The organism is Rudaea sp. (assembly GCF_057139185.1).
Genome location: NZ_DBNHDN010000025.1, coordinates 15632 through 28542, shown reverse-complemented (window position 1 = coordinate 28542; position 12911 = coordinate 15632). Strand labels below are relative to the sequence as shown.

General features: G+C 64.0%; 13 protein-coding genes. All 13 read right to left on the bottom strand.

Annotation, left to right across the window (positions count from 1 at the left end):
• Positions 1 to 35: 35 nt before the first annotated feature.
• The 13 genes from AC16HO_RS08350 to AC16HO_RS08290 all read right to left on the bottom strand — a co-directional run bounded on the left by AC16HO_RS08350 (position 36) and on the right by AC16HO_RS08290 (position 12895).
• Positions 36 to 977, bottom strand: a complete 942-nt coding sequence (locus tag AC16HO_RS08350) for a peptidylprolyl isomerase (protein WP_395641606.1) — start codon at positions 975 to 977, stop codon at positions 36 to 38.
• 131 nt (positions 978 to 1108) lie between these two features.
• Positions 1109 to 2143, bottom strand: coding sequence for a hypothetical protein (locus tag AC16HO_RS08345; protein ID WP_395641605.1), 1035 nt, complete (start codon positions 2141 to 2143; stop codon positions 1109 to 1111).
• A gap of 174 nt (positions 2144 to 2317) precedes the next feature.
• Complete coding sequence (locus AC16HO_RS08340; RefSeq protein WP_395641604.1) at positions 2318 to 3793, bottom strand: hypothetical protein; 1476 nt, start codon at positions 3791 to 3793, stop codon at positions 2318 to 2320.
• A gap of 285 nt (positions 3794 to 4078) precedes the next feature.
• Positions 4079 to 4654 (bottom strand): hypothetical protein, encoded by a 576-nt coding sequence (locus AC16HO_RS08335; protein ID WP_395641603.1) that lies wholly within the window; start codon positions 4652 to 4654, stop codon positions 4079 to 4081.
• Positions 4651 to 6999 carry a type II secretion system secretin GspD gene (gene gspD / locus AC16HO_RS08330; RefSeq protein ID WP_395641602.1) on the bottom strand — a complete coding sequence of 783 codons (2349 nt, stop codon included), beginning with the start codon at positions 6997 to 6999 and terminating at the stop codon, positions 4651 to 4653. Before gspD ends, AC16HO_RS08335 begins: the two co-directional genes overlap by 4 nt.
• Before the next feature lie 30 nt (positions 7000 to 7029).
• Positions 7030 to 7398: a hypothetical protein gene (locus AC16HO_RS08325; RefSeq protein WP_484335375.1), complete on the bottom strand. Its 369-nt coding sequence runs from the start codon at positions 7396 to 7398 to the stop codon at positions 7030 to 7032.
• 32 nt (positions 7399 to 7430) lie between these two features.
• Positions 7431 to 8198, bottom strand: a complete 768-nt coding sequence (locus tag AC16HO_RS08320; protein ID WP_395641600.1) for a hypothetical protein — start codon at positions 8196 to 8198, stop codon at positions 7431 to 7433.
• A complete protein-coding gene (gene gspM / locus AC16HO_RS08315) occupies positions 8195 to 8821 on the bottom strand; it encodes a type II secretion system protein GspM (RefSeq protein ID WP_395641599.1) in 627 nt (208 codons plus the stop codon). The genes AC16HO_RS08320 and gspM overlap by 4 nt, the downstream gene beginning before the upstream one ends.
• A complete protein-coding gene (locus tag AC16HO_RS08310) occupies positions 8805 to 10019 on the bottom strand; it encodes a PilN domain-containing protein (protein ID WP_395641598.1) in 1215 nt (404 codons plus the stop codon). The genes gspM and AC16HO_RS08310 overlap by 17 nt, the downstream gene beginning before the upstream one ends.
• Positions 10020 to 10166: 147 nt before the next feature.
• Positions 10167 to 11108, bottom strand: a complete 942-nt coding sequence (locus AC16HO_RS08305) for a type II secretion system minor pseudopilin (protein WP_395641597.1) — start codon at positions 11106 to 11108, stop codon at positions 10167 to 10169.
• Entirely contained in the window at positions 11105 to 11773 is a 669-nt protein-coding gene (locus AC16HO_RS08300) for a prepilin-type N-terminal cleavage/methylation domain-containing protein (protein WP_395641596.1), read from the bottom strand. Before AC16HO_RS08300 ends, AC16HO_RS08305 begins: the two co-directional genes overlap by 4 nt.
• Positions 11774 to 11870: 97 nt before the next feature.
• Positions 11871 to 12347: a type IV pilus modification PilV family protein gene (locus AC16HO_RS08295; RefSeq protein WP_395641595.1), complete on the bottom strand. Its 477-nt coding sequence runs from the start codon at positions 12345 to 12347 to the stop codon at positions 11871 to 11873.
• Positions 12348 to 12361: 14 nt separating this feature from the next.
• A complete protein-coding gene (locus AC16HO_RS08290; protein WP_395641594.1) occupies positions 12362 to 12895 on the bottom strand; it encodes a GspH/FimT family pseudopilin in 534 nt (177 codons plus the stop codon).
• Positions 12896 to 12911: the final 16 nt, after the last annotated feature.

Here is a 12911-nt window from a genome sequence, read left to right as displayed (position 1 = left end):
GCGTCTTGCAGGCATCGGGACGGGAACGCACGGAGTTACTTCGAGCCGGGTTGCGCTGCCGCCTTGACCGCATCCCCGATGTTGGGCACATCCCCGAGTTTGTAGTGCTGCTGCAGGGCTTCCATGCCTTGCGGATTGACGCTCGGGGTGGTTTCGTCCAGCTTGGCGAGAAAGGCCTTGCGCTGCTCGGCGACGTAGTTGTCCTTGAGCTTGGCGATCAGCTGATCCTTGACCGCGGCGAAGTCCTGTTGCCGCGCCGGCGTCTTGCGCAGCAGTTTCATCACATGGTAGCCGTACTGGGTCTTCACGACCGGCGAAATCTCGCCGACCGTGGTCAGCTTCTTCGCCGCCGCCGAAAATTCCTTGACGAATTTGTCCGAGGTGGCGTCGCGAATCTGACCGAGGTTGTTCACCTTGCTCGGATCGTCCGAATACTTCTGCACCAGCTGGTCGAAGGCCGCCGGATTCGCCACCGCCTCGGCGCGCGCCTTTTCCGCCAGCTCCCTGGCCTCGGCGTCGCTGCGACCCTTTTCCGAGATCAGCAGGTGCTGCACGTCGGCGACTTCGGGAACCGCATAGTCGGCCTTGTGCGTCAGGTATTGCTCCTTCGCGGCCAATTCCATCGACGGAATCTGCAGCGAGGCCTCGAAGGCGCTCATGCGCCGGCGCGAAAGCACCTGGTCCTTCAGCACGGCGATCTCGGCCTGGATCTGCGGATCCTGGTCGAGCTTCATCGCCACCGCCTGTTGCGCCAGCTGCTTGTCGCGCAGGATACCGATCAGCATCTGTTGCACGCGCGCCGGGTTCTCCAGAAAGCCGACCCGGCGGTCCGCCGGCATCTGCTGCAGGAAACCTTCGACGTCGGTCAGGGTCACCCTGGCGTCGCCCTGCTTGACGATTTCCACGTTGTCGTCCGCACAGGCATCGCCCGCAACGCCGGCCAATGCCAGCAGCGCAACAAGAATTTTCTTTGCCATCATGTCGTCACCAGAAAAAAAAACAAAGGCCGGAATCGACCGGCCTTTTTACAGTTGAACCAGAAAGAAGTCGGCGGACCGGCAGCCCCGGCGACACACGCCGGGACTGCCGAACGATCAGACCCCGGGCCTCACTGATAGATCGTGTAGGACACCGTCGAGAACGTGCAGGAATTCGGCCTGCCGTTGTAACACAGATTGTTGCCGGTAGGGTCGACGTCGGCGATGTTGAGGTAGTAGGTCGTGCCCACCGTCACTCCGCAGACGCCACCTGCCGTGCTCACGTAGATGCCGTTCGCCGCACTGCGGCCCACGCCGCAAACGAAGCCCGCGCTGCCCTGAGTCATCGCGCCCGGTACCGTGCTCACCGTGATCGTGCCGCCGTCTCCATAGCTCGGGTTGGCCGTCATCTGGAACGAACCGGAAACCGTCGGCGTGAACTGCAGCGCGATGTAGTAGCCGCTCTGGATCGAGAACGTCGGCGAGTAACCCGCATACGAATAGCTCCCGAACGACGTGCCGCCGAGCACCTTGCCGAGGTCGGTCTGCGCCAGGCCCTGCGAGCCGGCGATCGGACCCGGTTGGATGAACACATCGCCGCTGCACTGGCGCTGCAGGACCTTGCCGTTGATCGACGAGCTGGGCTGGGCGCTCGTACCGCAGCTACCGGTACCGCCACCGCCGCCGCCACTCGTACTGACCGTCAACGACACCGAGGCCGGGGATACGGCCACCGCGGTGCTGTTCAACGTGCAGGTCGGAGCGAAGGTGTAGGTGCCCGCCGTCGTCGGCGTGTTGGTGATGAACGTATTGCCGCTGATGCTGCCGGTGATTCCGGCCGGCGGGGTCAGCGTACAGGTCGCGCCGGAAGCCTGCGCATTCGGCGTCCAGGTGATGACGGGCGCTGCTGCGCCGCTGCCGATCGTATAGGTGGTCGCGGAAATCGACAACGCAAACGACGGGGTAGGCGTGGTCGTTCCGCAACTGCTGGCGTTGATCGAGAAGCTGTTGTCCGACGCGTTGTAGGTAACGCTGCTGATGACGGTGGTGCAACTGCCGCCAACGGTAGTGCTTACCGGGCTGGAGGGGGTGATGGTGGCGGTCTGCGCGAATGCGCCGGACGCAAGCAACAGCGTCAGGCTGGCAAAACTCAATTTCTTCAACATATTGTTCTCCTCGTACTGCAAGGCTTTGGTCTATCGTCGACAACGTATGGGGTTCGTGCGGCTGCCAGACAAGAGGGTTGCGCTCGAACCGGTTTTTTCGATCCGGAAAAAAAACAGGGAGGAGCTTGCGCCCCTCCCCGTTCTTGAAGCTCTACATCAACTACCTTCCGTGCCTCAGGAGCAGGCAGAACCGGCGGTGTTGGCGCAGGTGCGGTGCAGCTTGTGACGGAACAGTGCCGAATAGTTCGACAGCACGCCGCCGACATTGCCGTTGACCAGGTTGGCCACCCAGAAGCCGGTCGCCGGCAGGCCGCGGAACACGTTGGAGCTGCCAACCGTGTACGAAGCCGGCAGGATGTGCTGCGTCGCCGCCTTGCTGTACAGGTCGATCTGCACCCAGCCGTTGTTCGCGCCGGGGTTGATGTTGGCCGTCAGGTTGGAGCCGAGCACCTTGCTCGCACCGGTGCCCTGGTTGAACGTCACGACCTGGGCTTCGTAGCACAGGGCGTTGCCGTACACCTTGACCGGCGAGAAGTTGATCGTGCCACCCGGCGACTTCTCTTCGCGATCGTAGCTGTTGATGCCGATCGGCGAGCACGAGGTACCACCGTTCCTGCTGCTGAACACGACGTCGAACGGCGGATCCGCGATGACCGGACCGGTAACGATGGTCGGATCGACGTAGAAACGCTTGGTCGGGAAGGTGACGACCCACTCGGAGCTCGCCGCCGTACCGCCGCTGGTCCAGTATTCGTTGTACAGCGAATCAGCCATGAACAGCGAGCTGACCGCATCGACACCGAGCGCGTAGGTCGTGGTGACCAGGGTCGGGATGCTGCTGACCGGGCTCGGAGCGAACACATAGCTGGTCGTCGAGGTCGCGCTGGCGATCGACGGGGTCAGCGAACCCGGAGCCGTGTGGAAGGTCGTGCCGGCCAGATAGAACTGGTCGATGGCGTCGGCGTTGTAGCCGGCGATCGTGCCCTGGCTGACGTTGATGATCGCACCCGAGCCAAACAGGCCACCGGTCGGGGAGGCGATGTCGGCCGCGCCCGACGGCACCCAGTAGCCGCCGTTCCACGCGCCATAAACCTGCGCGCAGTTGGCCGGAATGCCGTTGCTGCCGTGGGTGATGGCCTTCAGGCTGTTGTTCGTCGCGTTGGTGACGGTGCCCATTTCGATCAGCTCGACATAACCTTCGAGCGTACGCGACACATCCGTCGGGCCGCCGTCGGTGGCGGTGACGCCGCCGTCGAACGCGCTGGTCTGGAACGGATACGCATTGGCCGCGCCGCCGGACGGAACGGTCGGGACCGTACAGCTGTTGTCGTTGGTCCACACGCCGGCGCCGCCGCCGACCGGAACCACGCCCGCCGTCCACACGTCGTGCGGCGACAGATACAGGTTGAAGTCGAGGACTTCGCGGCTGTCGTAGGCTTCAAGGAAGCGGACCTTGACGGCCTTGCCTTGAGCGGTCGTGTTGACGACCGTCAGCAACGTGGTGTTGCCGGCGTTGACGGTGTAGTACGGGTAGATGAGGACCTGGCCCAGGCCGTCGTTGTTCAAATAGACGGCGCTCGCCATGTTGGAAATGCCAGCAACACCGGCGATACCGGCGATGACGGCAGTCGTAAGACTGGTTCTTTTCATTACTAAACTCCTTTCGGTCACAGGGCTTATGTTTTTGCTGGCCCGCCCATTCGCGCTTCTGCTTTTTCTGCAAGAAGTCCCGACGAGCCCAAGCAACAGCGCTTCAAGTCTACGATATCCGAATTGCCCGCGCAACTCCCCGACAGCGCCGAATTTCCCGGCTCGCCGAATCGCCGCCGGCTGGCGGCCGGACGAACGCACCTCCGGCGCGTCCGCGCCACGCCCGTCGCGGACGGAACCCCCGGAAAAACAATTGGATAGATACCGAAATCCGATATCGATCCGCTACTTCCGGTCATCCTTGCTTCCAGCTTCGGCGGCTGCGGGAGGGGCGGCCTTGGGCGCCTCGGCAGCAGGCACTTCCGCAGCGGGCGCCGGCGTCTGCGCTGCCGCTTGCGATGCCGCCTGTTCCGCTATGCTCTTCGCTTCGATTTTCGCGTCCGGCAAGAAATACCATTCGCCGTCGCTGCGCACCCATTGCTCGACCACGGGGGCTGGATACTCCATGTCACTCGGACGCTGCATGAGCGCGCCGGGCAGAACCGTAAGCACGGTGAGTTTGGCGGTGCAGCTGTCCGCGTCGCACTGGATCGAATCCACCTTCGCCGACTTCCATTGAACCCGCGCGGTGGCGACGAACGACACGTACTGTTCGAGCGTATGGGTGGATCGATATCCCGGACTGAGATAGTCGTAGGCCTTGACGGCATGCCGTCCGGCGAGCAAATCCCAACGCTCGGTCGCCCGCTGCCGGACCAGCTCCGCCGGGTCTTTCCGGCTGCAGCCCATCGCGAGGAGCAACGCCATGCCCATGCCGCTGGCGAGAAGAAGAATCCTGGTTCTGGTCATGTCGATACTCACTGCTTGGGTTTTTCGATCGGCGCGGCCGCGGGAAGCGGGGTGACGACTGCCCCTTGCGCATCCGGCGCCCCCTCCACCTTCTGCGCCTTCTGCTTGGCGCGGAGCGGAGCCAGCGATTCGAATTTGTCCTGATATTCCTGCGTGATCGTCTGTGCGTCTTCGTTGTTGTAGATGACGCGCGGCGTGATCAGCACGATGATCTCGGTGCGGTTGCGCGATTTGGTCGAGCTCTTGAACAGATTGCCAACCACGGGAACGCTGCTGAGCAAGGGTACGCCAGTGTTGTTGGTGCCGTTGTCCTCGCGGATCAGGCCGCCCAGCAGCACGGTCTGCCCACTCTGGACCGCGACCTGGGTATTCAGGCTGCGCTGGCTGATCGGCGGGTTGCCCCCGCTCGTGGCCGGGGTTCCGGGCGTGGTGATTTCCTGCGCCACGTCCATGTAGACCAGGCCGCCGGGATTGACCCGCGGCGTGATCTGCAGGGTCGTGCCGGTGCTGACGTAGGACGTCGAACCGATGGTGTTGCTGGTGGCATTCGTCCCCGAGGTGACGACCGAGCCGCCATAGAACGACGTCGTCGTGATCGGAACCTGGCTGCCGACGGTGATGCTCGCCTGCTGGTTGTTCAACACCACCATGGAAGGCGCCGAAAGAGTCTTCGCGATGCCATCGGTCTGCAGCGCATTGATCGCGACCTGGAAGTCCTTGTTCAGAAACGAGTAGAAAATGCCGCCGGCGGCACTGGTCGGCGTCGCCGAGCCGCCGCCGCCGGCCGAGAACCGGTGGCGATCTCCCACGTTGCCCTGATATCCGGAACCGTAGTCGAATCCGGTACCGGAGCCCGACGCCGCATTTCCGTTGTTGTTGATCAAACCGGCGAACCACCACTGCACGCCGTAGTTGAGCGCGCCCTGCAGCGTGACCTCGAGCACCTTCGCCTCGATCTGCACCTGCAACGGCGGCACGTCGAGACGATGGATTGCGGCGAGGATCGAATCGTATTCGCCCGGCGTCGCCATCACGAGCAACTGGTTGTTTTCCTCGATCGCGGTGATGCGGATGTCGGTTTCCTTGTTGCCACCGAGCGGCGTGCCGGTTCCGGTCGTGGTGAGACTCGGCGTCGGCGGTCGCGGCTGGTTGTTGATGCTCAGCGCGCCACTGCCGATGCCGCTCGACAGGCCGCCGCCGATCGTGCCGCCGCGCAGACCCGGCGCGGTATTGCCCGAGGTGCTCCTGCTCGTCGCACCGCTGCTTCTGCCGGTGAAGATCGCGTTCAGGTGATCGGACAACTCCACGGACTTGACGTTCTTGACATCGTAGACGTAAAGCTGGGTGCCGTTCTCGCCGACACCGAGATCGAGGCGGTAGATCCATTCCTGCGCGCGCTTCAGGTAGTCCGCCTGCGGCGTGATGACGACGACGGAGTTGGTCGCCTCCATCGGAATGAAGCGGAACATGCCCGCGATCGGCGTTTCCGCCTTCTCGCCGAAGATCTTGTCGAGCTCCGGCATGAGCTTGCCGACATCCATGTTGCGCAGGCCGATCACGCCGACCGACATGCCCTTGAGCCAGTCCACGTCGAACACGTTGATCGTGTGCTCGTAGCTCTGCAGTTCGAACGCGGTGCCGGCCAGCACGATCATCGCGCGTGCGTTGTCGGCGGAGACGATCGCATCGGGCTTGGCGTAAGGCTTGAGCAGCTTCTGCATCTCGCTGGGCGAGATGTACTTGAGCGGGAATACACGCACCTGATAGCCCGGTACGGCCTTGACCGAGTACAACCCCGGGCTCAGGCTGCCAGCGATCGCGTCCTTGACCGGCACGACCTCATAGCGCCCCTGCTTGCGCACCAGCGCATTGTTCGTCCACGCGAGCAGCATCTCCAGGATCGGCAGAGCCTGGTCGATCGATACCGGCTTGGAGCTGGAGAACGTGACGTTGCCGGTGACCGTCGGCGAGACCGTGTAGTTCTCGTTGAGGAGGCCGCCCAGGATGTTCTGCACCACGGCCTGGATCGGCAGGTTTTCAAAATTGAAGGTGATTTCGCCCGCCGCCGCCGATGCCTGCTTCGATACGGGCGCCGCGGCGACATCGTAGTTAATCAGCCGCCCGGTACCCGGCGTCAGCGTCGAATCAGTACGCGGCTTGCCGCTCGCGCCCTGCTTGATCGTGATCGGTCTGGACTCGTCCGGCGCGTGATAGGGCGGAGGCGGAGGCACCGGTTTCTCCGTGCTCAGCTCTGCGGTCACGGCGTCCTGCTTCATCCCGGGCAGGTTGGCGCAGCCGGTCAGCAGCACCAGCATCGACAACGCCGCCATGAAGGCGGGGCGATAACATGGGATCACTTCAGCACTCCTTCGAATGACGGGCTGACACTACTGCTCGCTCTCAGGCTGATTCTGGAGCTCCGCCGCCCGTTGCGCCTTCTCTCTCGCGATCGCCTCGGCCTGTTTCGCGCGGGTCATGCTCTGCTTCTGGCGTTCGGCATCGCCTGCGGGATCCCTTCCCGCCGGCAACGGGGTGAACGACACCGCCGGCGTCGACGAGACCGCCGCGGGCGGTGGCGCGACAACGGGGGCCGCAACCGGCTTCGGCGGCAACTCATCGGGTGGAGGAGGGGGTGCGACCTCGCCTTCCGCAGGGATCTCCGCGGTGGCGGCCTTCGCCGCAGGCGGTTTGGATCGGCCACAGCCGACCAACGGAAGCGCGAGCGCTACGGTCAAGCAAAAAAACAGTGATTTCATCGACATCGTTATATACCCAAAGTAGACCTAGATTACTGCTGATGCTGCGGCGGCGCCTCGGGCGCCGGCGCCTGCTGTTGCTGCTCGCGTATCTGCTGGCGGCGCGCTTCGATGCGCTGCTGCAGATCCGCTGCCGCCGCCGCATCGGGCGAGGGCGGCTGCGCCGGGGCGGCCTGCACCGGGGCAGGCAGCATCGGCGGCGCCTGGCCCGGCTGCGGTGCCATCGCGGGCTGTCCGGGCACGGGCGGCGTATTCGCCACGCGCGAGGGCGGCGGCGGCGTCGGTCTCTGACTGCTCGCGACCGGAATGAGTTCCACTGTCTCGCTCTGGCCGGCGGAATTCTTGAATACCGCGCTGCGCGGCTTGAGTTCGGCAAGACTCCAGGCGGCCCACTCGCCCGGCATCGCGGCACCCTCCTTCACCGTCATCGACTTTTCCTTGCCTTTTTCCTTGACCATCGCCAGGCGCGCCTTGGAGGTGATGATGACGCCAGACAGCACCACGTCGAGCTTCGGAATGGGCTTTGCCTCTCCTCCCGGCATATCGGGCATCGGGGGCGTCGGCCTGCGATCCTCGTTGAACAACGGTCGTGCGTTGACCTCGGCGAAGTTATCCCATGGGCCAAGCCTGAACTGGGCATTGGCGAACTTCTTCTTGCCTGCTGCCGGGTCGAGCGGATCAAGCGGCCACCAGCTGTAGCCGCGACCCACCCCCAGCCAGAACAGCACAACCAGAAGCAGCATGAATGCAGCCGCACCGACCAACGCCAGGGTCAGGCCCTGCGAGACGCGCAGGTTCATTTGCCCTCCTTCACGCCGCCGGGCTGGCGCAGGAAGCCGGAAAGCATGAATTGGGAGTTGACCAGGGTCGCGCCGGGCGGCGCGGGTTTGCCGCCGGGAACGAACATCGGTTGCTGCCGGTACATCACGAGGCGATCGACGAACAGATACGGATTGCTCGATTCAATCGTATACAACACTTTCGAGAACGTTTCCGCCTGGCAGCTCATGTTGACGTTCGCTGACACGCGCAGGTACACCTCCGGGGTGTGGCTGCCGGACGGCGAAATGCCATTGACCGTACAACGTCCATTCGGATCGAGGTTCTGGTCGACCGCGCGCTTGAGCCGCTCCGACAGGTCCGAAAACGCGCTGGCCGCATCGGCATCGTTGAGAAACGCCTGATTCTGCTGCTCGAGTCCGGCGACGTCCTTGAGCTGCTGCTCGACTACCGGCTTGCTCTGGATCAGCTCGGCAAAACGGTATTGCTGATCCTTGAGGTCATAGTACTCGTCGCGCATCGCCAGATACGGCGACACCAGCCACCAGTGCACCAACAGCAGGTAGGCAAGCAGCAACGTGATCAGCAGCAGGACCACGGCGAGAAAACGCTGGCCACGCGCGGATTCAGGCAGCAGGCGCATCGACACTCTCCGCGGCCTTCCTGCCGTTGCGGTCACCCGCCTTCTTGTCCTTGTCCTGCGGTTCGGGCTCGGCCTGCTTGTGCAGCTGGAAATTCATCGTGAAGCGGTCCTTCCTCGTGCGCAGGTCCGGCTGCACCGTGCCGATGAAGGCTGCGTTGTCGAGCACGTCGGATTTTTGCAGGCCTTCGATCAGCTTGTTCGCGTTGCCGCTCTGACCCTGCACTTCGACCTTGCCCTTTTCGTCGACCGTCAGGCGTTCGAGGAAAGTGTCGTCGGGCAGGCGCTTGGTCAGATCGGCCAACATCGCCGTCATCGACGTCGAATCGCGCTTGAGCCGGTACAGGTAACTGGCCGAACTCGCGTTGTCCTTGAGCCGCTTGGTCAAGATCGCGGTCTGCTTCGCTTCGGTCTTGGCCTTGTCGACCTCGGCACCCATCGTGTCGAGTGCGGTCTGGCGATTGTTGAGAAAGAGCAGACCGGCGGCGACGAACAGCAGCGCCGTCGCCGCACCAAGCGCTAGATTGAGGCGCAGGCGCTGGTTGACGCGCTTCACGCGCCGCTCCTGCGGCAGCAGGTTGAGTCCCGCGCGGCCGCTGCCGGGCGCGTCACGCCAGCAATCCACGCCGTCGAGCGCGATGCCGGCTGCGGTCAGCGCGGCCAATTCGTTGTCGAGCTGGCCACGCGGCAGGACGTGCAACTCGATCTTGAGATTCTTCGCCGCGGCGTCGCGCTGGACGATGCGATGGTCGAAATACACCTGGTCGGCCTTGAACGGCGTCTGCCGATCCATCTCGAACGCAAGCACCTGACGCAGCCTGTCTTCGGCCGCGGCGGGCAGGATCAACTCGCGACGCAGCGTGCGCTTGGCCGGAAAGCAATGGAACACGCGCACGCCGGGATCGTCGATACGGTCGCGCAGCCGCGCGAACTCGTTGCGCAGGTCCTCGGCCGCCTGGTCACGCGCGATACGTCCGTATTCGACGCAGCGCTCGCCCGACTGGCGCCAGACGCGCAATCCACCCGCATCCGTGTCGACCAGCAGTTCCTGCGCACCTTCGGCGAACAGCCCACGCCAGCGCGCAGGCAACAGGCCTTTCAGCTCGCGCGTCCACCACGCGAAGAACTTCGGCAACCCGCTCCCGGCGTAGCGCACACGCAGGCGCGCAAGCTGGGTGTCAATGACGGACGTCACACTCATGAGCAGAATCTATCGGGACGACAGGAAGGACAAGGATCTGTTTTTGTTCACAATGCAATGCGCGGCTTACAGACTGCGCCGCAAAGGATAAGTTCTTGAAACGTAACGAAAGGCAACGGGAAACTGCCGCAGCCGCCCGCTCTCTCGCTACGACGCTTCGCCGTCGCGCCAACGCAACACCGTATAGGGCCTCCCCGACGAGCTCACCCCGCCCGCGCGTATGGTGGCGTCGAAGGTCATGCTGACGCCATTGGAGAGGGTGGCCTTGGACTTGATACTATACGTGAGGCCGCCGCCCGTGGCCATGATCGCCGCGCCTCCGGGCAGGGTAAGACCCGCGATCGCCCCCATGGTTCCCGGCGGGGCCGCCTGGCGAACGGCGATGATCTGCTGCGCCAGCTGCGAGGTCATTCCGGGTATCGCCATCAATGCCTCGTACGGGGCATAGGCCGCGTTCGGCGTGCGTGAACCGGAGTACACCGTGATCGCGGGTTCGATCTTCTTGTACAACTCGTAGTTCATGCCGAGCACCTGTTGCACCTCGGCCACGGTCTGGAACGGCAGGTTGGTCGGCCCGTAGTCGAGGCCGGCGGCGGCGTACTGCGGCGCCTCGGCGCCGTGCGGGCGCACCTGACTGTCCGCATCGCGCCAGTCCTGGATCGCATCGGACAGCGCTTCGGCCGCACCGAGATCGAGCCCGACCGACTGGAACAGGGCCATCAGGGTGGTGCTGTCGGCGACGTTGAGATCGATCTTGCCCGACTCGTTGGTGATCTCCACGCGCACCGTTGCGCCCTCGTACGGGAACTCGTACGGCCGCCCGTCCGCTACCCAGCGTTGCAGCGGATCGGGATTGTGCAGCTGGAACAGGGCCAGCTCGACACCGGCCATCGCGTCGTAGCGCGCCGTGGTCGTGTCGAACATGTGGCGGGACTGCAGATTCTCCGTGCGCGCGATCAGAGCGAAGCTGCCGAGCAGCACCCCCATCAACGCGATGACCCACATCACGAGAATCAGGGCAACGCCGTCGCTCTTCTCGAACGACGGTGTCGCGCGCCGCGCGGCGCACGTCGAGCCACCCCGGATCATCGGCTGAGCCCCGTTGGACCGCTGCGTCGCGCGCCGCTATCCATCATCAGCGGAATGGCCATGCGCGGCCATTCGATCCGACCGCCGGCGGCGAGGCGCAGGTCGATCGCGACCATCAGCGGCGTCGTGCTCGAATCCTTCCAGTTCGGGTTCCAGTTCATCAGCTCGCCACGCTCGTTCAGCGCGCGGTAGCTGAAACCGCCTTCCCGGATATGCTCGAGCAGGACCACGGTCGATTCCTCGCTGGTCTTGCTCTTGTCGAGATTGAAGCCGTTGAGCAGGGTGCTGGTGAAAACGAGCTGCATGCCGTCGTCGCCCGGCACCAGCGCCAGCGTTTGCACATATGCCCCGCCGCGCGAGAGATAGCCGGGCATCGGCGCTACGAAACGCATGGATTTGCCATCACCGCGGAACATCTCGACTTGCGTGCCGTCTTTCGAATGGGCGTACGGAAACGGCAGGATCCGCGAGATCTGGTGGCGCAGGAATTCCTGCACGGTGCGCACCTTGTCGACGCGCTCGATAGCGGCCTCGCCCGAGTGCATGCCGCGCACGGAGGCGCTGATGCCACCGTAGGCACCGGCAAGCAGGATTGCGAGCAGAATGACCACCAGCAGCATCTCGAGCAGGGTGAAACCGCCGGCCGCCTGGAATGTGCGCGGCATGCGCGACCTGACGATCACTCCCCTGGCCGTGTCCGCAGACAGCAACGGAGCATGGTGGGGGGCCGCCGATACGCTTTTGCAATTTTGCAGGCGCATGCTAGCCAAATCCCGGTGGCAATCCAGATTGCGGCTGATTGCCGCCCGGCTGCGGCGGCGCCATCTCGCGCAGCGTGACGAAACGCGCATGATGCTGCAGATACTGATTGCCCCAACTCACGATCAACTCGAGCTGGAACAGCTGGGGCTGTCCCGGAGCCGCCATCGCCTGCACCATCGTCGAGCCCGGCACCGCCTGCGGCTGGTAGCGCTGGATGTTGAGCTGCCAGTGATAGGTGCTGTCGAAATCGCCGCTGCCGCTGCCTTCCTTGAGCGGCTGGCCGATGCCTTGCACATCGAGCAGCGATTGGGCGTACAGCGCCGCCTGGGTCGCCTCCGCCGATTGTCGCGTGGTACGCAGCGCACCACCGAGAATTTGCATCAGTATGCCGAAGCCGAGCGCGAAGATCACGAACGCGGCAATTAGCTCGATCAGGGTGAAGCCGCCCTGATGGGCCCTGCCCCGCAAGCCCGACATGCGGCGCATCGTCTTCACTTGCGCAATTCCTCGCGCGTGACCACGCCGGTCAGCCAGTCGACGTTGATGCGCCACTCGATCTGCCCCATGAACACCGAAACGTGACCGCCGGTCGAGGCCCCGTCGGGGAAGAAACGGATGCTGCCCGAAGTCTCGCTGCGGATTTCCTGATCGGCCGTGTACATCGTCATGTGCATGTTCTTCGGCAACTGGACGACGGCCTTGCTGGGCGCCTTGTAGCTGTTGGCCGCAAGATCCAGGTCGAACGTCGTCTCCTTGCCGGTGACGATCGCCTGACCCCGGGCATAACGCAGCGCCGCAACGAGATCCCGGGTTGCCGCCTGGATGCGTGCACCGGCGAAACTGCGCGAGAACGACATCGTGACGATGCCGATCGCGATCGCGATCAGCAGCAACACCGAGACGAGTTCAATCAGGGTGAAGCCGCGTGCCGACGGCGGGCGGCGAGCGGCGATCGGTGAACGACAGGTGCGGCGAAACGCTGCGCGGGACGCATGCGTACCGCGTTCTTCCCGTTCACGTCTCACTGCCTGACCGCTCACC

Coding starts and splice junctions, on each gene's coding strand:
- AC16HO_RS08300 (WP_395641596.1), bottom strand. CDS start 11,773: ATGCCGCGCACATTCCAGGCGGCCGGCGGTTTCACCCTGCTCGAGATG.
- AC16HO_RS08295 (WP_395641595.1), bottom strand. CDS start 12,347: ATGTCGGGCTTGCGGGGCAGGGCCCATCAGGGCGGCTTCACCCTGATC.
- AC16HO_RS08340 (WP_395641604.1), bottom strand. CDS start 3,793: ATGAAAAGAACCAGTCTTACGACTGCCGTCATCGCCGGTATCGCCGGT.
- AC16HO_RS08350 (WP_395641606.1), bottom strand. CDS start 977: ATGGCAAAGAAAATTCTTGTTGCGCTGCTGGCATTGGCCGGCGTTGCG.
- AC16HO_RS08320 (WP_395641600.1), bottom strand. CDS start 8,198: ATGAACCTGCGCGTCTCGCAGGGCCTGACCCTGGCGTTGGTCGGTGCG.
- AC16HO_RS08305 (WP_395641597.1), bottom strand. CDS start 11,108: ATGATCCGGGGTGGCTCGACGTGCGCCGCGCGGCGCGCGACACCGTCG.
- gspM (WP_395641599.1), bottom strand. CDS start 8,821: ATGCGCCTGCTGCCTGAATCCGCGCGTGGCCAGCGTTTTCTCGCCGTG.
- AC16HO_RS08310 (WP_395641598.1), bottom strand. CDS start 10,019: ATGAGTGTGACGTCCGTCATTGACACCCAGCTTGCGCGCCTGCGTGTG.
- AC16HO_RS08325 (WP_484335375.1), bottom strand. CDS start 7,398: ATGAAATCACTGTTTTTTTGCTTGACCGTAGCGCTCGCGCTTCCGTTG.
- AC16HO_RS08345 (WP_395641605.1), bottom strand. CDS start 2,143: ATGTTGAAGAAATTGAGTTTTGCCAGCCTGACGCTGTTGCTTGCGTCC.